The following is a 24,137-nucleotide window of genomic DNA, read 5'->3' on the forward strand; positions in this document are numbered from 1 at the left end:
GGTGGGTTTATTAAGTGTTGTCTTTTTTAGAGTTTTTGAGGCCTTTATTTTTCAAGGTTCCAAAAAATACCACTTGACATTACACCGCTTGTCTTAAATATGTGGTATCAATACAGATTTTATAGTCTCTTTTTTCTCCATGGTGTTTAAAGCTTTATTGGCATCCTTAAGATAGTACCTATCCGTAACCAGCAACTTAAATTTTTCAATGTCATTCAATACCATATTTACAGCTATATTAAGGTGTTTTGTATCGCTCACCCATACACCTTGATACCTGAGGTTTTTTCTCACTACATCATAATAGCAATCAAGGGTCACTGTGCCATTAGGATCTCCAAATCCTACCGAAAGGTAAGCTCCACCACTTCTTACCAATTTTATGCCTTCGCTGACCGCTGACGGGTGTCCTACCGCCTCTATGGCCACATCCACCCCCCTGCCCGATGTGATGTCCAATACCTGCTGCCTGCGCTGTTCTTGAGTAGTATTATTCCTGTTCAGTACCACATTGGCGCCAAACAATTTACACATCTCAAGGCGTTCTTTTGTGCCGCCGATGACGATTATATTCCTCGCTCCTCTGGCTTTGGCAAAGGCCACAGCGAACAAACCTATGGGGCCAGGACCCTGGATAAGCACGCTGTCACCTATATCTGGCGATAGTATGTCAAAAGCGTGGGCTGTAGTGGCACCCGAACAGGATGCAGCCACCAGTACAGCGAGATCGACTTCCTCTTTTATCTTTATTATTTTAGTACCTGCTGCCAGATACATGTACTCAGAATAGCATCCCCTGAGATACGGCGGCTCTTTACACGTAGTATTTATGCCGTACGTCCAGCGGTTTTCACAAAGAGAAGGCTCTCTTTTTACAGCGCAATAGTAACATTTACCGCAGGTAACACCCCTATCCCAGATTATTATATCGCCCTCTTTTACAGCCTCTCCGTTTATATCAGTCCACGGCTGTGATAAACTGACAACCTGTCCCACTCCTTCATGGCCAAGTATCATCGGGAGAGTTAACCTAGGATCATTGCCTTTCCACATATGTACATCAGAGCCACAGATTCCTGCAGCAAGGACCTTGACCAGCATTTCTCCCTTTGGTGGATCAACGATGTCAAATTCTCTCGGCACCAGTGGTTTGTTGTACTCTTTTAAAACCATGGCATATGCTTTCATGAAATCACCTCCCCTGGCCTTACAGGCTGACTCTCCTTCACCAGTATCTGATCACTGTTTCTATCGTAGCTACAGACAAAATAAACGTTTAACTTTTCATCTCTGGGTAGAGGATCTGAATTAAAGTCGCTAAAGTAAAGGTGAGGCCCCCTGCTCTCCTTTCTACATAATGCAGATCTTATTACAGCTTCTGCGGTCAACAGCATGTTTTTAAATTCAACAGCATCCTTTGCTTTTTTTGTTTTGAGCTTTACCTCCTTTAACTCGCTTACACAGTCCAGGGCTTTTTTTAAGCCCTCGTCTGTCCTTACGATGCTACAGTACCTGTCCATGGTCTCCCTAAGTTCATTTACCGCTTTTTCAAGAATGAACCCTTTGTCTGACAACCACATATTGTATGAATCAAAAATTTTTTTCGCTACACGCTGTACATCTAAGGCCGCACCACTATTAACAGTATATTCCGCTGCATTTTCGCCTGAAATCTTGCCAAATACCTGGCAATCTAAAAGTGAATTTCCACCTGGACGATTAGCCCCGTGCTGACCTCCGGCGCATTCACCGGCCGCAAACAAACCCTCTATATTTGTATCGGCACCACATCGAATTTTTATTCCACCTTGGAAGTACTGAATAGATGGAGCTACCTCAAGCCATTCTCTCTCTACATCAATTCCTCTATCTTTTAACCATTTAATAGATTGTGGATTAATCTCTTTAAGTCTCTCATAGGGACATGATCGAACAACTGCAGGAATTTTAACTTCTTGTTCATACCTTAGCTTAAAATCTTCCTTTAGAAGATTAAAATCAAACCCTTCTGGATTTTGAGTAAAATCCAGATATACCTTATGACCATGATGTATTTCTCGGTAAACCGCAATATCAATTATACTGGTCTTGTGCTCAGCGCTTACAGGCCATGTAGAACCTTTTTCAAAAATATCATTGAAATTGATCTGATACTTTTTTAGAAATTCCTCTCCTTTTTCATTGACAAAACGTGGAACTGCTCTCATCATACTCCCCGAACAGGCAAGACCAGTAGCAACAGATGAAAGCCCTATCTGTATAAATTCCATATTTACCAGCTCAGCACCAGCCCTTAAAGCCATAGCATAGCCATCGCCGGTCATGCTTGGAGGAAAAACGTTAGTCTTATATATACTTCCCGCCCCTCCAGTAGCTATTACTACTGCCTTTGCCTTTATTATGACCTCTTTGTCCACGCTGTAGCCGACAGCACCACATATCTGTCCACTATCTACTATAAGGTCAGTGATCATGGTATTTTCCAGTACAACTACGTTAGTTTCTCTAAGTTTTTTTATAAGCGCGCGCTCTATATGTATTGCTGTTTCGGGCCCTGTAAAACAGGCTCTAGGATAAACCGAACCGTCGGTGAGAAATTGAACAGGTACACCATTTTGTTTCACAAAGGGTACTCCCAGCCGGTCAAGGTAATAAAACGCATTAGCTGAATTTTTAGCTAGTAGCACCGCAAGATCGTAATCGGACACAAATCCCCCTATCTCATATATATCTCTGGCATGATATTTCCAGTTTTCAGGCTCACAAGGACAAGTGGTAGGAAGAGTCGCGTGAAAGGCCATTCTATCAGAACATGCCAGTGCTGTCGTTCCACAGTAGCCCAGCTTACCTTTGACAGCAAGTATTATTTTAATATGTGGTTTTTTTTCATATGCAGCAAGGGCACTTCTTAAAGCCGCACCGCCACCGCCTATTATAAGTACATCTACATCGTAAAGCATCGCCATCACCTTCTTACCATGGAAATGGCTTTTACCGGGCAGACCTCAGCGCACAGACCGCACCCATCGCACTTATTGTTTATAAAGTATTTGTCCCCGTTTATGCCAATCCCATCATAAATACATACCCGCGCGCATAGGCCGCACGTTGTGCACCTGTTCTGATCGATCACCGCCTTTGCCCATTGAGTTCTGTCCACTTCGTCCATGCTCTTAATTTTGTTACATATTTTACCCTTAAAGTCCTCTATAGAGGTGTAACCTTTACTTTCCATAAATTTTTCAATCTCTCTATTAATTCTGCCGATTATTTCATAACCATTTAATATTATTGCTGTACAAATCTGTACGGTTTTTGCTCCTGCTAATACATACTTTACTGCATCATCGCCGTTCATAACACCGCCACTACCGCTTATATCGCACTTTACTCTGGGCGATACGGCGCTGATCCAGCGCAGTGAAAACATTATAGACCATGGACCCCCATGGCCGGCGTAGCCGCCGTGCAGTATAGGAACTTCTTTTTCTACATCTATGTCAAGACCTGTAAATCTGTTAAACATCACAAGCCCATCTGCACCCGCCTCATCAAGCCTCAAGGCATCTGAAGCTGGGTTAGTAGACTGGGGAGTCATCTTAGGTATAACAGGTATTTTAACGGCGTTTTTCATAAGCTTTGTAGTAGCAACCATTGACTCTATAACGTCTATACCTGACATTATATGTACACCGTGAGGACATGAAAGGTTGAGTTCAATTGCGTCAGCCCCCGCCTGCTCCATAAGCTTGCCATATTCTACCCATGCATCATCTGTGTAACAGTTGATGCTGGCGATAACCGGAACAACAAGCTCGCTTTTAGCCCTGTGAATAAATTCAGCGTACTCGTAAAGCCCGTATTCACTGGCCTGTTCATAAGAATATAGAGTGGTAGAACTGGCATGTTTTACTATTTTAAATCTCGGCGTCGGCGAAATCCTGCAAATCTCTTTCTGAAAAAGGCTTTTTGTCACCACAGCGCCTATGCCGTTATCTTCTGCCTTTTTTAACCTTTCCAGCGTCCCCGTAATTCCCGCTGCAGCAGCGATTAAAGGTGATCTCAATTTTAATCCTGCATACGTCGTTGATAAATCAACCATACAAACTCTCCCTTCATTATCTCACAGATCTACTATTATATAACCAGCTCCGGCTTTATTATCTGAGGTCGCACGTCCTCCGTATCATATTACAGTATCGTTTTTAACTAGATTATTTATTGAGGGCAGATTTTAACTCATTTAAATATGCCCCATCTACCTCTGCTGTCAACCATGGATCGTGGGCACCTGCGTGATTAGCGTGTTCTATAGATACGTAGCCGTCAAAACCCAATTTTAGCAATCGCCTGATTACCTTATTATAATCTATAACCCCATCCCTGACAAAAGTGAGGTTTTTATCCTGTCCCATGCTTTCCCTATCTGACCAGTTATTAGCGTGCATGTGTATCGTGTACTTCCCCACTTGCTCCACACTGTAGTCTACATCCTCGTTGAGCAGTGGAAGCTGCAGGTTAAGACCAAGATTTGGCTTATCTACCTCTCTTAAAAGCCTCAGCGCTGATGGTGAATCTTCCATAAGGGTCCCTCTATGGCATTCCAGCGCAAGACGCAAGCCATGGGGTGCTGCCATATCGCATATCTTTTTTATTCCCTCAATTGCAGCACTCCACTGCTCCTCTGTCGCTACATGAGCTCCTACTGCCGGCCCTCCCCAAACCCGACCTGTAAATACTCTTATGAGTGGATTGCCCAGTTTTACTGCGTAATCTATGTACCGGGATGCTATCTCCATGCTCTTATCCCACAGTTCCTTACCTTCTACAAAGTTGAAATAAGGACATATCTGAGCACAGGCAATTTTATTTGCATCCAACATCTCTTTTATATGTTCTATAGGTATAACTTCCACCACCTGCGGCCATAATTCCACTCCATCATACCCTAAAGAGGCTAATTTCGCTACAGCCTGATCAAAATCTTCAACTTTAAATATGTAACAGAAAGCCGATTTAATCATTTTATTATCCCCCTTGGCAATGTAAAATTTGCGTTTCTACTAGAATGCATCAAAATACGCATTTTGTTCGTAGTTAAATAGCTGCCCTTCAAAAAGCCCCAGTAGCGTTGTAGTAATATTAATCTCAATTGTATTTTTACCGGCCTTTAACCATGTCTTATCAATGTTCCATTTATACGGGTGCCAGCTCTTTGTACCTGCGTAGTAACCATTTACAAAAAGAGACGCTGCATCCTGGAATTTTCTGTCTTCTATACATAATATCATGTCTGATACTTCTTCGGATCCTAGCTCTATTTCTTTTATATATGCAATATCACCTGCGTAAAACGGAAGCCCGCAGCTCTTTAAATCGCCTATAGTCCCTTCTAATTTAATGTCTGTTAAAACAAAGAAATCATCAGGCTTAAAGACACCAAAATCGCCAAATATATATAGCGGATTAACAAGGCCATCGAACACTTTTTGGGTCTTTACTTTTACAGTAATCTCATTAATCCCTTTATTTACATACGCTGTTATGTCTACTGCCAGGTTTGTGGATAGATAGAAATACATCCTTTCAAAATCCTGGGACCTGATTCTGTTGCCATTGACGTAAATCTCCCATTGCCCCATAATGCTTCCCGGCTCTATTACTAAAGATAAACCCATTTTTCTTTCTAGTTTAAATCTATATGTATATCTAACATCCAGCGACGGGAATCTAAGTTTCTTGGAACATCCAAATGCCTCGTATGTGTAAATGGGAAGGCCTGCCCTGCATTTATCTACCTGGTCAATTATAGGCATACATTCAACCTTAAATGGACCATAACCAAATTCTTCACCTTCCACTTTTTCGATGTACATGTCCCATTTATTCATTAGAAGTGCATTCTGATTTTTGGCTTCGATTTTCCAGATGTCACTAATATCAATAGCCTTGATATTTTCTTTTACACACTTATCTAATTTTCCATCAGTATTTTCCTTAAGCACAAACAGCTTTGATTCAAATGCCAATACCTCTACACTGTATTCGATGCCATCTTCCGTTTTAACAGCTTCGATCGGCCTAAATATTTCAAATTCTATCTCGGTTTCTAAGACTAACGGATCTATATATTTTTCATTCTCTATCCTTATATCTGCTTTTATCTTTTCATCCGATGTATTAATGACAAAATAACAATCCGTATTCTTATACGTCAGGTGCAATGCTTTAATTCCTTTCGCTATTTGTCCACTTGATGTTATTTTTATATCCCTTTCAACGAGTTTTTGTAAAATGGCAGGTATTTCACCTACATTTTTTATAAAATAAACATTGTCTTTCTCCAAAACCTCTGGCGCTTTTCCTCTCTCAAATACGTAATTGTCGTAGATTTCTTTCACATCAAAATTGAGGATTGCGCCAAATCGCTTATCTAAATCGCCTATATTGCCTATTTTTTCAATTGGCAGGCAACCTACGATTATTAAAATTCCTTTTTGTTCAGCATATTCCAGTACTTTCTCGACAGCTCCATCTTCTAAGTTAATCATAGGCGGCAGTATAATGATATCAAATCTTTCTCCGTTAATTGAGACGTTGCCGTTTTCTACAGTGCCCTGTGACAATAGTTCCGGGTCAATTACATAAAAGTCATAGAAATTATCCAACAACACATTTTGCAATTCCGAAAAGTCTTCCTTTAACTTTTCTTTAGTTTTTCCTTTTTCTGCGGATGCGGTCCACTGGCTCGTCACCGGATCAACCAACAATATCTTTACATTTCTGTTAGCTTCACTCATTAGCTTGCAAAGCGACTTTGCATAATCCGACAAATCTTTACTGTATTTCCACCACGGCATCTGATAAAACGACGAAGGCGGTGCATCGTGTTTTTTGAGACCATCTGTCGTATAATAAAACGCATGGGGCACAAACAAGTTTATACCTTGAAAACCAAGCCAATCATACGTCCACTTCATATCCTGAAGGGTCATTCCCCATCCAATGCTGTGGAAGCACTCGCACAACGCCCTTTCCTTTTTATAAAAGTGTGCAGCAGAAGAAACCAGCTTGGCATTTGCTCTATAATCCGGGCTTGCCAGAGTAGGTTTGCATCCAGCCTTTAGATGACCTGTATCAACGCCTGGCACATCAATATGCTGAAGCTGGCTGCTCCTCAGGATGGGTTTTTCGGCTACATACAAAAGATCATTGGCCTTACACCATTCGTGAATCCGAACATCATAATTTTGTATAAATGTCTTCACAACTACATTCCAGTAATCAAAGCGGACCTTATCGGCATATTCCCCTTTTCCGTCTACTATAACTGGCAACACATCAATTAAGGGATAACCACAATTTTTATAAAAAGTCTCAGGGAGCTTAGGCGACCACGGATACCTACCTATAAGACCTATTTCATCTGAAAATATGCCTTTTATGGTTTTTCCGAATTCATGTCCTAGATACTTTCTATACCTTTCGTGAGTTGTCTGAATAAAGTACGTCACTGCATCATAATTTAGTGGGTCTATAAAGGTATCGTAGTATTTAAAATTATGGATAACTTCTTCTGTAAAGACGTAAATTTTATATAAACCCGATGGCACTTTCCATATTAATTTATTCGAAGAATCTCCCGTAAAATACCTTTTTTTATTGTAAGAAGTAAGCCCGCTCATCTGAAAAATGTCTTCCCTACGGATAATGCCTATATAATCTACAAGGTCAATTTTTTTATTAAAATCAATTTCACCGTCAATCACCTGATATGCATTTGCGCTCACCAATTTACCCCATCCCAGCTCCACTTCAACCATATCCGGACCTGCAATATCAAGAATTTTAACCTTTAACTCCTTTGCTGCAACATCTGGATGGTTGAGCACAACCTCACCACCTGCAGCACCACTGGGATATGGGTATTCGTCGTACAGCCATACTTCAAGATTTTCCTTTTTTGCTTCTTCCACAGCAACAGATACCTTGTAGAACCATTCTTTTGATAGATAAGGAACGGTTAAACCCTGCCTGGGGTGTATAAAAAATCCGCCAATACCTTTATCAGCCATCTCATGGATCTGCCTTTTTATCTCGCTATCATCCATGTCACCGTTCCAGAACCAGAAAGGTTTATAGCCATAATTAACCATGCTCCTCTCCTTTCCTCTTGTTGGTATTACATTGCCGTCATGCCCACTATACTCCCATAAAAACCTCCCTTGCCCATTGCGCCCATTCTTCTTCAACATTTATAGCATCCCATTGTGGATAATCTTTAGCAATAAATCCACCATTGAACTTTCCAAAGCATTGAATCATCTTCCTTGCCTCATTCTGTATTATTTTTTTGTCGCCTGTCTGCATAATCTTTTGAATATCAACAGGGCAATAAAACGCCACTTTACCGCCAAACTCATCAGCTAATCTTTCCACACCCATGAGCTCTGGTTGGTCAAGCTGCAATGCATTTACTCCTACCTCTATAAGATCAGGTATTATCTCATAAATGTAACCACATGAATGCATCAAAACGTGCATATGCTTTTCATGCGCCCTGCTTATAAGATATTCAAATGATGGTTTAAATAACTTTCTCCACGTCTTAGGGTTGATCAATAAAGCCTCTTGCGTACCCCAATCCTCAGCGAACATAATGCCATCTACGCCTATTTCTCCATATATATTGATCATTTTGGCCAACATGTCCACAACCATTTCATTAAGCCTTAGCACCTCTTCCTCATTCAGCATTATATCAATAAAGAAATTTTCCATTCGGCGTAAATACCTCATAATAGCAAAAGGAAACCCTGGTAAACCGCCGATTATATATTTATCTTTATTATCTTTTACTATATCTTTTGCTTTTTCATAATACGCCATATCAGTATAAAATTCAGGAAGCTTATAGGTATCTAAAAGTTCCCAGCTATCTTCCAATGCACCTTTAACAACCTCTCCTTTTGACAATCCTTCTAATCTACCCCATATGTTACCAAATTCATCCTTCCTTAATTGCCCGTTGAAATCCGGAACTAATTTCCTCAATTCAGGATAGTCTCCCCATTCCCACTTATGAGGCGATGTAGGTCCTACCCATCTAAAATCACTGGGATAAGGCCTATTAAAATCCCAACCTATGCGTTCGGGTCCAGAAAATTCCAAAACTCTAATTATAATTTCTTTACTAGTCATCTCAAATCCTCTCCTTTTTTAAATTCAACTCAGCCATCCTGTAAGCTTAGCCAAAAGCCTTGTGTATTCAACATAATTAGGCCATGAAATATCTGGTGGTACTCCGTGATCGCAGCTAGGTATATATCCGCCATCTTTAAGTAATGGAGGTACAACCCGCATAACTTCTTCTTTCATCACCTTACCTCCTTTTGCTATTGCTCTTTTATCAATACCACCTATAAAGGCCATTTTTCTCCCATACAGTTTCCTATATTGCACAATGTCATTACCCGCTGCCACTTCCACTGGCTCGGTGCAATTAATCCCCACTTCTATCCAAATAGGTAACAATTCAGCTATATAACCGTCACTATCTATTGAAATGATAGGACAGTTATATTTCTTTAATCTCAATATCCATTCATTATAAACAGGTACTAAGTATTCATAAACCATTTTCGGTGAAATCATACTATGTCCTTTATATGCCATATCTTCAGAAATGATAACTTTATCTATCGATATATATGGTAATATCTTATCAAGCATGTTAGAAACAAAATCTCCCCAAAAAGTAGCCATTTCTCTTACAAAATCAGGTTTGTCAATCATAAATATGCATAAATTCTCAAAACCACACCATTCCCTCAATTGCCAGAACGGCCCGTTTATGTTCAATATCAAAGGATAGTCCCTATTTCTCAATATCTCACACCTTTGAAAAAAATCCTCTGGAAAACGCCCAGGTGTATTTATATCATATCGCCATTTCATGTCTTCCCAATCTCTATAATTTTCTACTGGGAACTTATGCCATTTGCGAGTTACAAAATCCTTAGCTTCACGAATATAAGTAAAATCATATTCATCAGAAATTTCTGTAATTGCACCCATCCAATCTCTCACTATGTAATGTCCATTTTTATGTTCTAATATTTCTTCTTTAAATTCAGGTATCATTTTAAATATTACACCTATACTAACTTGATTTTGTGCTTTTGGATACTCTATACCCAATATACTGCATAATGCATCAAAGTAATTTTCCCCTTTTTTTAGTCCTTGAGTGTACCATCTTTTCAAAGTGGATTCTCTTGGATACCCTGGAATCAATGGTATTTTGTCAACATCTTCAAATGTCAATGCCTTTATATACATATCCCTTAGCGTCATACAGCTTGCCTCCTATTTTCAAATATTTTACACCATACGCTATTTCTGTTTTTTGTTTTTAATATATGGATATTAAATCTAAATTTGTCAAAAGACAGAAAAATATTTATTACAGAAGCTTTAATAACAATATCTCAAACGTTCAAATTCATCGAGCATGGTCATATAATTGTCATATTTACAACCAACCGCAATTGAATGACTGGACCCCATTATAAAACCCCCATTGACCGCAGCATATTTAATTGCATATCTCACGTCATTGATCACGTCCTCTCTTGTTCCTGACACCAAATGTTCAACAGCAACCCCACCCCATAAACATATTTTGTCGCCGTATTTTTCTTTCACTTCCTTTATATCCATGCCAGCAGTCGGTTGAATAGATTGATAGCAGTCAAATCCCGCTTCAACAAACATATCTAAAATCAGCCAATTATTACCACAGGCGTGTTTTAAAACATTAAGCCCGTAACTTTTGACATGAGCGACCCTTTCTTTATGAACCGGCAAAACAAATTCCCTGTACATTTCAGGTGAAATCATTGGTCCATTTTTATAGGAAAAATCCTGACCCCATAAAACTCCATCAGTGCCTTCTCTTATATAATATTCATCATTAAAATTAGCTCTCTTCACAAAATATTTAGATGCTGCCTTCACAACCTCAGGGTGTAACATATATTCCATCAGCCCTCTGTCCATACCACCTAATAACACCATACCAACTTCCTCACCACTAGTGCCCAGTATGTATTTCTCATCACCTAACTTTTCTATTACATAATCTACTACTTCAAATATGGATTCATCCGGCCTTTCAAACACAGCATCTTCAGGATAATCCTCTATACTAATTTCTTCTGTCCATTTGGCAGGATCTTCAACAACAGTGATGTCTTGCGTTATCTCGGAAAATTTATACACGCGGCCTCTACTATCTATCCACGTATTTTCGTCAATTCTTTTAGGGGGATCCGGCTTATAATTTCTAGGTGGAACCAATCCACTGGCCATACATCCAATATTGACAATGTCCACACAATCTAACTTCTTATATAACTCTACAAAATCTTCTTTCCAGCTCTGCACGACTTCATCTCTTCTGCCTTCCCAAAACGCTATCTGGCTCTTTGCCTTTGCTCTTAAGTACGTCTCATGCCCCAAAATTCTCTCAACCGTATCATAATCTATGGCAAATTCCCCGTATGGCACCCTATCAGGAATTTTCAGCTGCAAAGCCGCTTTTACACGCTCTTTTGAATTCACATCTCTTAACCCACTTTCTTTAAATATCATATTTTTTAATATATTGCTTCATTTGTATAGGCTAGAGATTATTTGAATATATTCTCTAGCCTATACGCCTATACGTATTAATATAATATTTTCTTATTTTATTCACTTAAAAATCTTTATGGTCTATTGTTATACCTCTGCAACGCCGCATTCTCAATCTTTATAGCTTCATCAATACCCATACCTTTTATCGTATTCACATATTTATTCCACGTGCTATCATTAATTGGCTCCTTGCCCATTATAAATTTACCCATCATCTCTTGTTGATAAGTATTAACCTGATTCATTATAGACGCAAGCCTCTGGCTTTCCTCTTCTGTCGGTGTTATGAGCGGTAAAGTAAGAGAGGGATCTGCATCTAGCCATGTTTTGAAAGCTGCTTCTTTTTGTTCTGGTAACTGTAAAATCTGTTCATAGTAACGCTTATCCTGATCCATTGGAGCACTAGAAATAGATGGCGCCCACTGTGCTAATGCCTGATCATATGAAAGCCCATTAGGATTTTTAAAAATTATATCCGTATACTTAGGATAACCATTTTCCATGTTATAACTCTGTCCTTCTATACCAAAATTGAGAAGCATATGACCTTCTGGACTATAGGCATAATCAAGCCATTCTACTGTTTCCTTTATATGCTTATTTTTTGAACTTATAGCAGCACCAACATTCATAACCTTAAGATTTAAATTCGTAGTAGTATATGACTTACCTGCTGGACCAATAGGCCATGGTGCACCTACTAAGTCAAAATTCGGCTCCTTTGGTTTCATTAAATTTAAATATCTACCCATATTTCCTGCAACTAAACCAAAATACGAACCAGCAAGGTTATTTGTAATCTTATAATCAAAAGCTTTATTGTCATTTGTAGCTATATCCTGATCTATTAGTTTCTCTTTATACCATTGAGCCATCGTTTTTAAGAAATTCTTGTAAGCCGACTGTATAGGACCGTAATTTATTTTCCCGTTGTCCATGTAAAACCCATTTAATATACCCCACGCCGGCGCAAAATTGCCCAAATCTAATATGCCTTGCCCATTAGAACCTCTACCTGTAAAAGGTATCTCATCTTTTTTACCGTTACCATTTGGATCTCTATCTCTAAATGTTACAAGAACATTATGCCAATCCTCAATGGTCTTTGGCAGCTGCAAACCCAACTTATCAAGCCAGTCCTTTCTAAGCTGCGGTCCCCAATTGGCATTTATCAAAGCACCTGCACTTCGTATAAATGGAAAGCAAAAGATAGTACCATCATCTAATTCTGCTTGTTTCTTTATATCCGGATTTTCCTCCAGCAATTTTTTGAAGTTCGGAGCATACTTATCTATAAGGTCATTTAACTTTATAATTGAACCATCACTTAATGCTTTTCCTGGCCCACCAGGTATACTCCACCAACTATAATAAATAATATCTGGTAGATCGTTTGACGCCATCATCAAATTAAATTGATCTCGTTCCTGGCCCATTGGCGGATGCAAAAACTTTATATGGATCCCCGTTCGTTTCTCCAGTTCCTGATAACATTTCATCTCCCCATAATCTTTCATTGTCGCGGCCATTTTAGGATCCATTCCTGTCCAATACGTCAACGTAAGCGGTTCTTTCACTATGGGTAACTTTATCTCAGTTATCCTATCGCTTTGATTGCCTTTAGAAGTAGATGAACCTTTCGTCCCACCACTCGATGATTGCCTGCTCCCGCATGCAGTAAAAACAGAAATTGTAAAAACCAAACATAAAAGTATAATTAAGGTTCTTTTTAATTTCATATATACCTCTCCTCCCTCTCTTTTATTCTTTTATCGCTCCTATCATAACGCCCTTTACAAAGTACTTCTGAATAAATGGATATATAAGCAATATGGGTACTGTAGATACAACCACTGTAGCGTATTTGACGTTTTCACTTATTGGTAGTGTATCAAGTACCACACCCGTAGTCATTGAATCTGTGCTGTTCGCTATCAGTATATCTCTCAATACCAACTGTATAGGATATAAGCTCTTGTCTCTTAAGTATATCAATGCATTGAAGAAGTCATTCCAGTGCCCTACGCCGTAGAACAATATCATAACTGCCACTACCGGCAAGGATAACGGTATCACTATCTTGAACAATATAGTAAAATCATTGGCACCGTCTAACTTTGCCGACTCTATGAGGCTATCAGGTATACCCTGAAATGACGTTCTCATAATTATGAGATTCCACACACTTATCGCACCTGGAATTATCATTGCCCACATCGTATTCACCATGTTCAAACTCTTTACCAGCAAGAATGTGGGTATTAAACCACCATTAAAAAACATGGTAAATACGATTATAAAAGTAAATAAATCTCGTCCATATAAATCCTTTCTTGAAAGAGCATATGCGCCAAAAGACGTAAGCAATATATTCAAAGCTGTACCTGCAACGACGTATATAAGCGTATTCTTATAACCAACTGCTATCATTTCGTTCTTAAATACCATCCCATAAGCACCTAACTGGAAGCCTTTAGGCCAAAGCAATATGGAACCACTTTGCATGACTTTAACTGGATCGCTCACTGATGCAAATACCACGTATAAAAAAGGATACAGAGTAACAACCATAATTATAAATAAAATTATTACATTTATTACATCAAATATAGTCTCGCCTACGCTCTGCTTTATCTTCAAACTTCCACCCCCTCACCACAGGCTGTTTTCAGTCAGTATCTTGCTTATCTTATTTACCGTAAGCAACAAAGCAAAGTTTATCACAGAGTTGAACAAGCCTACAGCCGTCGAATAACTGTAATCCATCATGAGGATACCCTGTCTGTATACAAACGTCGATATGACATCGGCTGTATCATAAATAGTTGGATTGTAAATAAGTATAATCTTCTGGAAATCTGCTGACATTATTGAACCAAACCTCAATATGAGCATTATAACAATAGTAGGCAATATTCCAGGTAATGTAACATGTATCATCTGCTTCCATCTTCCAGCACCGTCTATCTTAGCTGCTTCATATAACTGTGGATCTATATTTGACAAAGCTGCTAAATAAATTATGGAACTCCACCCGACACCTTGCCATATATTTGATCCCACGTATATCGTCCTGAACCATCGGGCCATAGTCATAAAAGGTATCCTCTGTAAACCAAGCATAGCAAGAATGTTGTTTATAAGGCCATCTCTTGCAGTAAATTCTAGTATCATACCTGCAACCACAACTATTGAAATGAAATGTGGCAAATAACTTATTGTCTGAACTGTACGCTTGTACACCTGATTTTTTACCTCATTTAAAAGCAATGCCAAAATAATCGGTGCAGGAAAATTAAAAATTATGTCATAGACATTGAGCAAAATCGTATTCCTGAGCAGCCTCCAAAAATAGTAGCTGTGAAAAAATTGATTAAAATGACTGAAACCAGCCCATGGGCTTCCCAATATACCTTTTGCTGGACTAAAGTTTTTAAATGCAATTATTGCTCCGTACATAGGCCCATAATTAAATATAACAAAATATGCCAGTACCGGTAGTAACATCAAATACACATATTTATTTTTGTACCATTGCTTTTTAAGAAATTTCAGGCGATCTTCAAGTACAACTGGCCGCCTCGTTGTAGAAACCTTTGCCTCCATCAAATGCCTCCTCTCCTTGTTATAAAAATCACTATAGTATTACTATAATACAACACCTCCTAACACAAACAGCATTGTTATCTTGTTGTTTTTTGTTGCAATTTAAATTATATTATCCTAATAATCCACTGTAAATCAACATTTTTTCACATTTATATCACAAATTTAATGTTGTCAAAAACGATTTCCTGTGAATAAAAAATTTATATTATCAATTTGCTCTAAATTGTCCTGGAGTAATACCTTCATATTTTCTAAAAACTTTTATAAACGTATTTGCATTATCAAAACCTGTTTTACAAGCTATTTCCTTAATTTTCATATTGCTATTTAACAAAAGTTCTTTTGCCTTTTCAATTCTTTTTTTATTCAAATAGTCAATATAATTAAAACCCATATGTTCCTTAAAAAAGCGACTTAGATACTGACTAGATATATCAAATTGCTCAGCTACCATATCAAGGCTTATTTCTTTATTTGTATAATTATTATCGATAAAATTAACTATATCCTCAATAAGCCTATTATTACGTTTTTTGTGCTCATTTACAATATGACAAATACTTCTTACTAGTGCTTTTATTTCTTCTATCGAAGCTCTTATGCTGTTAAACATCAAAAAATTACGATGCTCCTTAAAAATATCACATATACCTGAGATTTCAATTTCATGTGCTATTTTTAAAGTAGTACTATAAACATCGTAAACAAAATACTTCATCATCCCTAAAGATAAGTGCCTTTCACAAATATTTTCTCTATACAATTCATCTATTATCTGCACGGCACGGGCTTCATCTCCAGCTTTTATACAGTTAGCCAACTGTATTTCTTTTTGTATAGTGAAATCATAAATATCGTTTTCTACATCTATATTTTCATAAAACAAAATATCATTTTCTCTCATTACTGCATAATCTAACGCTTCTTTGGCTTCTTCATAGGATCTTGCTATATCTTTGTAATCAGAATATATTTTCCCTATACCTATATTTATTTTCAAACGTAGCTTTGCTTCTAAATACTCTTTAATTTCATTAGAAAGGCTTAATAAATCTTTTCTACACATCTCTATATTACCATTTCGTGTAAAAATTATTGCTATTAACCCACCATTCAACTCCAGTAAATAACCAGCACCTATACGTTTAATTATATCCTCTATACTTTTCATAGCCGTAAGTCTGAATAATCCCATTTCTACCTCAGTACTATGCGAATACCCTTTTTTAAAATCAATGTGTATTAAAATTACTGCAAATAAATCAAAATCCAAGTCGATATCTATATTTTTTGACAACTCTTCCAAAGGTACATCTAAAATAGATCCGTTTAATAATCTCATAAGTAAATCCTGTTTAAATACGGGCTTGTATTTTTTTATTTCTTCTTCATAAGCAGCTATCTCATTGTATGATTTCCGTATAACATTATAGATAACTTTATAATCATCATATTTATCATCATATAATACGCTCAATCTATCTCTATTTATGTAAGATAGTATTTCTTTTAAAGGTTTATAATTTTTATTGGCAACATAATACGATATAATAAGGCCAATAACTATACAAGTTAATACTAAACCTATCGTAAATTTTTTTACACCTTTCACCTGTCCCATAAAAATGTCCAATGGAATAATAGTTATATACCTCCATTTATTATACGCTGACGTCACATGCGAAACTACTAAAGTATTGTTATCATATTTAATACTTTGAAAATCATCTTGTGTTGATCTGTTATTTTTTACCATTTTTAAGTAAAGCTCTTTCTTATCATTTGTCGTTATAACATCACCGTTAGAATCCAATATATAGTAATAGCCTCTACTATCTTTTACCAGTTTAGACATTATTGAAGAGTATTGATCGTCATCTATAAAAATAATTAAAGTACCTATTACATTTGTCTCATCCTGTGGCAGTGTCTGAAGATATGTAACTTCTTTACTTGTTTTGTTATCATTAGTCACGATTTTCGAAGGCACATAATACCTATAATGATATTGATCTAATAAATATTTCCACTCTTCATACGACGCATCTTTATATTTATACATGACATCGTAAAACATATCCAGCGTATACATACCGCTACTTGATACAACCATGCCATTCTTTTTTGAATAAATAAAAATATCATCTATAAAACCATTAGGAGCTCTATATATGGCCAAATCCCTGATAATATCTATTATCAATAAACGGGTATTCACATCTATTGGACCTGTCTCATATAGAAAATTCCTTATTCTGGGGTTTGATGACAATTCAAAAGACAGCTTATCCAATTCTTTTGCCCTAACGTCTATGATATCAGCGGCTTGCCTTAACATAGTCAAACTTTCACGTTTAACAGTGTTTTCCACAATATTCGAGATTCTTATATAATTGATCGTACCTATTATTGATATAGGTATAATTAAAATAATTAAATACGAAAAAAATATCCTGTAAAACGTTGTTACTTTTCGAGCCATATTGTTTACCTCCCCCTCTTTTACTTATTTTAACATTTCAAAAAATTTTGTTCAATAAAAAAAGCAACTACATTATTGTTATAATGAAGTTGCTTTTTTACCGTCTTTAAATGTTTCATGCCTTAACCTACAAAATCTACAAATGGTCATTATAGGTTCTTCTAAATCTCCTCTATAGACCTTAAATATCGTACCAGAACATCGGGGACATTTATTCTCTCTTCTTATATCAAAGCCTATCAAAATATCACCTCAAATGATATTATGGTACGAATTTCTGATTTTATTCCACTACTCAACCAATAAGAAGTCGATTTCTCGCCTGGTCACATCAGCTCCAACCAGCTCAACTTTCACTACATCACCCAGCCTATAAACCTTATTAGTATGCTCGCCAACAAGGCAATGATTTTTATCATCAAAATGGTAATAATCGTCGACCATGTTGTTTATATGGACAAGACCTTCCACCAGGTTATCCAGTTCCACAAACAGCCCAAAAGATGTGACACCCGATATAATACCTTCGAATTGCTCTCCTATATGCTGCGTCATATACTGTACCTGTCTCAATTCTTCTACATCTCTCTCTGCTTCCTCAGCCACCCGCTCCCTTACAGAAGATTGTTCAGCGATATCTGCTAATATCCTGTTATAGTGGGCCATTCTCTCATCATCCAGTCGCCCGTTAATGCTGTCTTTTATAATCCTGTGGATTGTAAGGTCTGGATAGCGCCTTATAGGTGAAGTGAAATGCGTATAATACTTTACCGCAAGGCTGAAGTGACCGAGACACTGATCGGAATACCTGGCTCTTTTCATAGACCTCAATGCAAGAGTATTCACCAGCTTTTCTTCCTTTTTACCCTTTACGCTGTCCAAAAGTTCCTGTATAGCCCTTGGATGCACCTGACTGCCAGCGCCCTTTATATGATAACCTAGATTGTGAAGAAATGCGTTTAGCTCCAGGATATCGCTGCTATTCGGTTCTTCATGAACCCTGTAAATAAAAGGAGAATTAAGCCAGAACATGTGCTCTGCTACAGTCTCATTACACACCAGCATAAATTCCTCTATTATCCTGTGAGCTATATTTCTTTCCCTAACCCCTATATCTAAGATATCTCCAAGTTCTCCTAATACAATTTTTGCTTCAGGTATATCAAAATCTATGCTTCCTCTATTTTTCCTTTTTTCCATGAGGATTAAAGCCAATTCTTTCATAATCTGAAAGTCATCTACCAGATAATCATATCGTTTTTTAAGTTCCTCATCATTTTCTTCAAGAATCCTGTAGACATTGGTATAAGTCATTCTTTCATCGCTATTTATAACACTTTCAAAGATATCGTGGAATACGACCTCGCCTTTTTTGTTTATAACCATCTGTACTGTCAATGTCAATCTATCTTCTTTAGGATTTAAGCTGCATATGCCATTGGAAAGTTCCCTGGGAAGCATAGGTATAACCCTATCGCCAAGGTAAACGCTGCATCCCCTTTTGTATGCCTCTTTATCAAGTGCAGAACCTTCCTTTACATAATTGCTCACATCAGCGATATGAACGTATAACTCATAGTTGCCATCTGCAAGCTTTTTTATAGACACAGCATCGTCCAGATCTTTGGCATCTTCGCCGTCTATGGTAACCGTCTTAATTCCCCTTAGATCTTTTCGCCTAGCTATCTCCTCAATACTTATACTCTGTTCTATCGCCGCGGCTTCCTTCTTAACTTTGTTGGGAAAATCTTGTGGAAGATCATGTTGCTTTATTATCGCCAAAATGTTAGCCTCAGGATCATCTCTATCACCGAGTATATCAACTATGACTCCTTCAGGGTTTCTCCTGGGTTCAGGCCACCGGGTAATTCTTACGACGACTTTCTGTCCATCTTTGGCTCCGTTCATACCTTCTCTGGCGATATATATATCTTGCGTTAACCGCTGGTCATCGGGAATCACAAAGCCAAAATTCTTAGACATATCCAATGTGCCTACGATTTCTTTATTGGCCCTCTCTAAGATATTTACAACTGTCCCTTCCCTTTTTGTCCCCTCGCCAGCCCGGCGGGTTATCCTCACTATGACTTTGTCCCCGTTCATAGCGCCATTTATGTCCTCCGCAGGTATAAATATATCCTCACCATCCTCTACTCTCAGGAAACCAAACCCTTTTTTATTGCATTCAATAATACCCACGGCCATATCCATGCGCTCAGGTACACCATATTTCCCTTTCTTTGTCCTTATTATATCCCCATTATACTCCATTTCATTGAGCAGGCTTTGAAATTCACTATATTGAGAAATATCTATACCAAACGCCTTCATCAACTGTTCGGTAGTCATGGGACTATACGCTTTCTCGCGCATAAAATTCAATATCTCATCTTTTATCATAGACTATGCCTCCGCTATAAGCCGATTTGATCAGCTATCTTTTTCATCTCTTCCAGCGAGATCTCAAGAAACTCGTCAAGGGTTAACCCTATCTCCTCACATGTTTTTATCTGATCCCTATCAGCACCTCTGGCAAAAGCTTTATCCTTAAACTTCTTTTTAAGCGATTTTAGCTGAACATCTTCCAACTTTTTAGATGGAATAACATACGCCACTGCTGTAATCAAACCCGATAGAGGATCAGCCGCAAACAATGCTTTATCAAGAAGCGTATTCCTTGGCAAACCGTGGATTTCGTTATGCACCTTAACGGCGTATACAATCTCAGGGTCAAGCCCTCTGTCTTCCAACATCTTTGCTCCAACGATGCTGTGCTCTTCTGGTTTATCTCCTGTCATCTCATAGTCGATATCGTGCAACAGACCAGTTAACGCCCACTTTTCCTCATCCTGTCCTAGCCTTTTTGCTAGACCTCTCATTATAGCTTCGACACTCAACATATGATTGATAAGATTCTCTGATTTTACGTATTCTTTTACGTAAGCTAAGGCTTCTTCTCTATTCATAAGTATGCTCCTTTCTCCTGTCTTTTATATCATAATATAAACAAAAAAGTAGTATATAAAAAATACTACTTTTCACCTGCTACTTTATTAAAAGCGATAAAAGAACCGATGTCACAATAAATATGGCCGCGCTCACCTCAGTTATCTTGGCAAACAGAGCATCCATTGTCCTCCCTTTGTTTTTACCAAAGAATGTTTCAGCGCCACCTCCAATAGCGCCTGACAATCCAGCTGCCTTACTGGACTGCATAAGTATACTGGCTATCATGACAAGCGATACAATTACATGAATAACACTCACTAAAATTCTCAACGCATTTCCCTCCTATAGAGGTATTTTACCATATAATAATGCCTATTTCAATTATATTTGTTTGAACCTCAATTCGTAATTTACAATATTTCTTAAAATAGGTTGTCTCCGAAACAGTTTAATAACAAGAGGGTTTAGAGAGTTTAAAATATAGAAAGATGGGTTATCAACCCATCTTCTATACACAATTATGGTAATATTATTTTATTTCATTAAATTATAGAATACGCCCATACCTTTGAATTGAGCAGTATCACCTAGGAGCTCCTCTATTCTCAACAGCTGGTTGTATTTTGCAACCCTCTCTGTTCTCGAAGGAGCACCCGTCTTAATCTGACCTGCATTGACAGCTACCACCAGATCTGCTATGGTTGTATCTTCGGTCTCACCAGACCTGTGAGAAACAACGGCAGTATAACCTGCTCTCTTGGCCATCTCGATGGCATCAAGGGTTTCTGTCAGTGTGCCAATCTGATTTACCTTTATAAGTATGGAGTTGGCAACTCCCATCTTTATACCCTTCTCAAGCCTCTCTGTGTTGGTAACAAATAGATCGTCACCTACCAGCTGTACCTTCTTGCCAAGTCTCTCCGTAAGGAGCTTCCAACCGTCCCAATCCTCTTCTGCGCAACCGTCTTCAATGGATATAATAGGATACTTTGAAACCAGCTCTTCATAGTATGAAATCAGTTCAGAAGCAGATCTAACCACACCTTCACCCTCAAAATGATACAGCCCGTCATCTTTGTATAGCTCAGTAGAAGCTACATCTATAGCAAGGCACACATCTTTTCCGGGAACATAACCGGCTTTTTTTATAGCCTCTACTAGTACTTCTAAAGCCTCTTCATTGGACTTCAAGTTGGGTGCAAAACCACCTTCGTCGCCCACAGCAGTATTTAAACCTTTTGAACTGAGGACTGATTTTAAGCTGTGGAAGACTTCTGCGCTCATCCTCAAGCACTCACTGAAGGATGTTGCCCCAACAGCCATAATCATAAATTCCTGTATATCGACGTTGTTGTCAGCGTGCTTGCCGCCATTTAATATATTGAGCATCGGCACAGGCATCTGCTTGGCATTTACACCACCTAAATACTGGAACAGTGGCAGGCCAGCTTCCTCTGCAGCAGCCCGCGCTACGGCCAGTGATACACCTAATATGGCATTAGCGCCTAATTTTCCTTTATTTTTCGTCCCATCCAATGCCAACATGGTCTTATCTATTCTCACTTGATCTGTAGCGTCAAGCCCGATGATCTCCGGTGCGATCACTTCATTTACGTTCTTTACGGCTGTCAATACGCCTTTGCCATTGTATCGCCCCTTGTCGTTGTCTCTCAATTCAATGGCTTCAAAAGCGCCTGTGGATGCCCCTGATGGCACAGCAGCCCTTCCTATAACACCAGAGTCCAGCTCAACCTCCACTTCTACTGTTGGATTTCCTCTTGAATCCAGTATTTCTCTTGCATGAATATCTACTATTGTTGACATCGCACATTCTCCTTTCATTATTTTTTATCATTTTATTATAAGGCTTTCACCTGTCATCTCTTTAGGTTTTGCAAGGCCCATAACGTCTAAAACCGTTGGCGCAATATCCGCCAGCTTACCACCTTCTCTTAACTTAACATCTCCTACCCCTATTGCTATAAATGGAACAACATTGGTGGTATGAGCTGTCATAGGCTCTCCTGTTTCATAATCTATCATCTGTTCTGCATTGCCGTGATCCGCAGTTATAAACACAACGCCGTTTTGCTCTCTGACGGCATCCACCACCCGGCCCAAACATTGATCAACCGCTTCAATGGCTTTTACCGCTGCCTCATAAACTCCCGTATGCCCGACCATATCGCAATTGGCATAATTAACCAGTATAAACTGATATTCTTTAGATTTTATCCTCTTAACGAGTTCATCAGTAACCTCGTAGGCACTCATCTCAGGTTTTAGGTCGTAAGTAGGTACTTTGGGTGATGGAATGAGCACTCTATCTTCATTCTCATTAGGCTCTTCAATGCCTCCATTGAAGAAAAACGTTACATGAGCATATTTTTCAGTCTCAGCTATCCTTAACTGTTTTATGCCATTCTTACTCAAATACTCGCCAAGGGTGTTCTCCATCTTCTTTATGGGTTCAAAAGCAACATGCACCAGATCGCCAAAGGTCTCGTCGTACTGAGTCATTGTCACAAAATATACAGGTATATACCCTCTTCTGCGCTCAAAACTGTCAAAATCCTCATATATAAAACTCCTGGTTAGCTGCCTTGCCCTATCAGGTCTGAAATTGAAAAATACAATAGAATCATTGGGGCTTACAGTCGCTGTCGGTTTGTCACCATCCATAACCACAGAGGGCTTTACAAACTCATCGGTTTCTCCTCTTTCATAGGCCTTATTGACAGCTTCTACAGCGCTGTTTACCTGAATGCCTATGCCATCTACGATAGCATCGTAGGCCAGCTTTACCCTTTCCCAGCGCTTGTCCCTATCCATAGCGTAATATCTTCCCTCAACTGTGGCTATCCTGCCCACCCCAAGTTCTGCCATCTTTTTCTCTAATGCCGTTATGTATTCGTTGGCACAAGCCGGTGGAACATCTCTTCCATCTAAAAAGGCATGAACATATACCCTGTCAAGCCCTTTATCTTTAGCCAGCTTCAAAAGCGCATAAAGGTGGGTTATGTGGCTGTGTACTCCGCCATCAGACAATAGGCCCATGATATGTAACGCGCTGTTATGTTTTATGGCATTGTCTACTGCCTCTACCAACACCTCATTGGTATAGAAATCCCCGTCTTCAATGGATTTGCTTATCCTGGCAAACTCCTGATATACAACCCTTCCTGCCCCTATATTGAGATGTCCAACTTCTGAATTGCCCATCTGTCCTTCAGGCAAGCCAACAGCCATGCCACTACTCTTCAAAGTGGTGTTGGGATATTCTTTATAAAATCTATCAAGATTTGGAGTATGGGCATTGGCTATAGCATTCCCTTTTAAATTTTTGTTTATACCATATCCATCCATTACCACTAACGTAACTAACATCATATCCACC

18 protein-coding genes are annotated in these 24,137 nt (G+C 38.5%); all 18 read right to left on the minus strand.

The window, feature by feature from the left end:
* Window positions 1-93: 93 nt before the first annotated feature.
* Entirely contained in the window at window positions 94-1,188 is a 1,095-nt protein-coding gene (locus BUB87_RS10720; RefSeq protein ID WP_073345201.1) for a zinc-binding dehydrogenase, read from the minus strand.
* Window positions 1,185-2,960, minus strand: coding sequence for an FAD-binding protein (locus BUB87_RS10725; protein ID WP_084111229.1), 1,776 nt, complete (start codon window positions 2,958-2,960; stop codon window positions 1,185-1,187). Before BUB87_RS10725 ends, BUB87_RS10720 begins: the two co-directional genes overlap by 4 nt.
* A 5-nt stretch (window positions 2,961-2,965) precedes the next feature.
* Window positions 2,966-4,102, minus strand: a complete 1,137-nt coding sequence (locus tag BUB87_RS10730) for a 4Fe-4S binding protein (RefSeq protein WP_073345206.1) — start codon at window positions 4,100-4,102, stop codon at window positions 2,966-2,968.
* A 112-nt stretch (window positions 4,103-4,214) separates the two neighbouring features.
* Window positions 4,215-5,024 (minus strand): sugar phosphate isomerase/epimerase family protein, encoded by an 810-nt coding sequence (locus BUB87_RS10735; protein WP_073345210.1) that lies wholly within the window; start codon window positions 5,022-5,024, stop codon window positions 4,215-4,217.
* 39 nt (window positions 5,025-5,063) lie between these two features.
* Window positions 5,064-8,255 (minus strand): glycosyl hydrolase, encoded by a 3,192-nt coding sequence (locus BUB87_RS10740; protein WP_084111232.1) that lies wholly within the window; start codon window positions 8,253-8,255, stop codon window positions 5,064-5,066.
* Window positions 8,203-9,201: a uroporphyrinogen decarboxylase family protein gene (locus tag BUB87_RS10745; RefSeq protein ID WP_073345215.1), complete on the minus strand. Its 999-nt coding sequence runs from the start codon at window positions 9,199-9,201 to the stop codon at window positions 8,203-8,205. The genes BUB87_RS10740 and BUB87_RS10745 overlap by 53 nt, the downstream gene beginning before the upstream one ends.
* Window positions 9,202-9,225: 24 nt before the next feature.
* Window positions 9,226-10,356, minus strand: a complete 1,131-nt coding sequence (locus BUB87_RS10750; RefSeq protein WP_073345218.1) for a uroporphyrinogen decarboxylase family protein — start codon at window positions 10,354-10,356, stop codon at window positions 9,226-9,228.
* 120 nt (window positions 10,357-10,476) lie between these two features.
* The gene (locus BUB87_RS10755; RefSeq protein ID WP_073345221.1) at window positions 10,477-11,625 is read right to left on the minus strand and encodes a uroporphyrinogen decarboxylase family protein; all 1,149 of its coding nucleotides are present in this window, start codon (window positions 11,623-11,625) and stop codon (window positions 10,477-10,479) included.
* A 146-nt stretch (window positions 11,626-11,771) separates the two neighbouring features.
* Entirely contained in the window at window positions 11,772-13,439 is a 1,668-nt protein-coding gene (locus tag BUB87_RS10760) for an extracellular solute-binding protein (RefSeq protein WP_073345223.1), read from the minus strand.
* Window positions 13,440-13,461: 22 nt separating this feature from the next.
* On the minus strand, window positions 13,462-14,340 hold the full coding sequence (locus BUB87_RS10765; protein ID WP_073345226.1) for a carbohydrate ABC transporter permease: 879 nt from the start codon (window positions 14,338-14,340) through the stop codon (window positions 13,462-13,464).
* Window positions 14,341-14,352: 12 nt separating this feature from the next.
* Window positions 14,353-15,306 carry an ABC transporter permease gene (locus BUB87_RS10770; protein ID WP_073345228.1) on the minus strand — a complete coding sequence of 318 codons (954 nt, stop codon included), beginning with the start codon at window positions 15,304-15,306 and terminating at the stop codon, window positions 14,353-14,355.
* A 211-nt stretch (window positions 15,307-15,517) separates the two neighbouring features.
* On the minus strand, window positions 15,518-17,791 hold the full coding sequence (locus BUB87_RS10775; RefSeq protein WP_073345231.1) for a helix-turn-helix domain-containing protein: 2,274 nt from the start codon (window positions 17,789-17,791) through the stop codon (window positions 15,518-15,520).
* A gap of 78 nt (window positions 17,792-17,869) precedes the next feature.
* A complete protein-coding gene (locus BUB87_RS14780) occupies window positions 17,870-18,034 on the minus strand; it encodes a hypothetical protein (protein ID WP_159432408.1) in 165 nt (54 codons plus the stop codon).
* A 48-nt stretch (window positions 18,035-18,082) separates the two neighbouring features.
* Window positions 18,083-20,191 (minus strand): ribonuclease R, encoded by a 2,109-nt coding sequence (gene rnr, locus BUB87_RS10780; protein ID WP_073345234.1) that lies wholly within the window; start codon window positions 20,189-20,191, stop codon window positions 18,083-18,085.
* Window positions 20,192-20,205: 14 nt separating this feature from the next.
* Entirely contained in the window at window positions 20,206-20,757 is a 552-nt protein-coding gene (locus tag BUB87_RS10785) for an HDIG domain-containing metalloprotein (RefSeq protein WP_073345236.1), read from the minus strand.
* A 79-nt stretch (window positions 20,758-20,836) separates the two neighbouring features.
* Entirely contained in the window at window positions 20,837-21,070 is a 234-nt protein-coding gene (secG, locus tag BUB87_RS10790; RefSeq protein ID WP_073345239.1) for a preprotein translocase subunit SecG, read from the minus strand.
* Between the two features lie 204 nt (window positions 21,071-21,274).
* On the minus strand, window positions 21,275-22,564 hold the full coding sequence (gene eno, locus BUB87_RS10795; RefSeq protein ID WP_073345242.1) for a phosphopyruvate hydratase: 1,290 nt from the start codon (window positions 22,562-22,564) through the stop codon (window positions 21,275-21,277).
* Window positions 22,565-22,591: 27 nt separating this feature from the next.
* Entirely contained in the window at window positions 22,592-24,136 is a 1,545-nt protein-coding gene (gene gpmI, locus BUB87_RS10800) for a 2,3-bisphosphoglycerate-independent phosphoglycerate mutase (protein WP_456059100.1), read from the minus strand.
* Window position 24,137: the final 1 nt, after the last annotated feature.

Source organism: Caldanaerobius fijiensis DSM 17918 (assembly GCF_900129075.1).
GTDB lineage: Bacteria > Bacillota > Thermoanaerobacteria > Thermoanaerobacterales > Caldanaerobiaceae > Caldanaerobius > Caldanaerobius fijiensis.

What these genes read in the sequence shown, in the direction of transcription:
- rnr (WP_073345234.1), bottom strand. Translation starts at nt 20,191, where the DNA reads ATGATAAAAGATGAGATATTGAATTTTATGCGCGAGAAAGCGTATAGT.
- BUB87_RS10740 (WP_084111232.1), bottom strand. Translation starts at nt 8,255, where the DNA reads ATGTTGAAGAAGAATGGGCGCAATGGGCAAGGGAGGTTTTTATGGGAG.
- BUB87_RS10785 (WP_073345236.1), bottom strand. Translation starts at nt 20,757, where the DNA reads ATGAATAGAGAAGAAGCCTTAGCTTACGTAAAAGAATACGTAAAATCA.
- BUB87_RS10725 (WP_084111229.1), bottom strand. Translation starts at nt 2,960, where the DNA reads ATGCTTTACGATGTAGATGTACTTATAATAGGCGGTGGCGGTGCGGCT.
- eno (WP_073345242.1), bottom strand. Translation starts at nt 22,564, where the DNA reads ATGTCAACAATAGTAGATATTCATGCAAGAGAAATACTGGATTCAAGA.
- BUB87_RS10770 (WP_073345228.1), bottom strand. Translation starts at nt 15,306, where the DNA reads ATGGAGGCAAAGGTTTCTACAACGAGGCGGCCAGTTGTACTTGAAGAT.
- BUB87_RS10750 (WP_073345218.1), bottom strand. Translation starts at nt 10,356, where the DNA reads ATGACGCTAAGGGATATGTATATAAAGGCATTGACATTTGAAGATGTT.
- BUB87_RS10745 (WP_073345215.1), bottom strand. Translation starts at nt 9,201, where the DNA reads ATGACTAGTAAAGAAATTATAATTAGAGTTTTGGAATTTTCTGGACCC.
- BUB87_RS10720 (WP_073345201.1), bottom strand. Translation starts at nt 1,188, where the DNA reads ATGAAAGCATATGCCATGGTTTTAAAAGAGTACAACAAACCACTGGTG.
- BUB87_RS10730 (WP_073345206.1), bottom strand. Translation starts at nt 4,102, where the DNA reads ATGGTTGATTTATCAACGACGTATGCAGGATTAAAATTGAGATCACCT.
- BUB87_RS10775 (WP_073345231.1), bottom strand. Translation starts at nt 17,791, where the DNA reads ATGGCTCGAAAAGTAACAACGTTTTACAGGATATTTTTTTCGTATTTA.
- BUB87_RS10760 (WP_073345223.1), bottom strand. Translation starts at nt 13,439, where the DNA reads ATGAAATTAAAAAGAACCTTAATTATACTTTTATGTTTGGTTTTTACA.
- BUB87_RS10735 (WP_073345210.1), bottom strand. Translation starts at nt 5,024, where the DNA reads ATGATTAAATCGGCTTTCTGTTACATATTTAAAGTTGAAGATTTTGAT.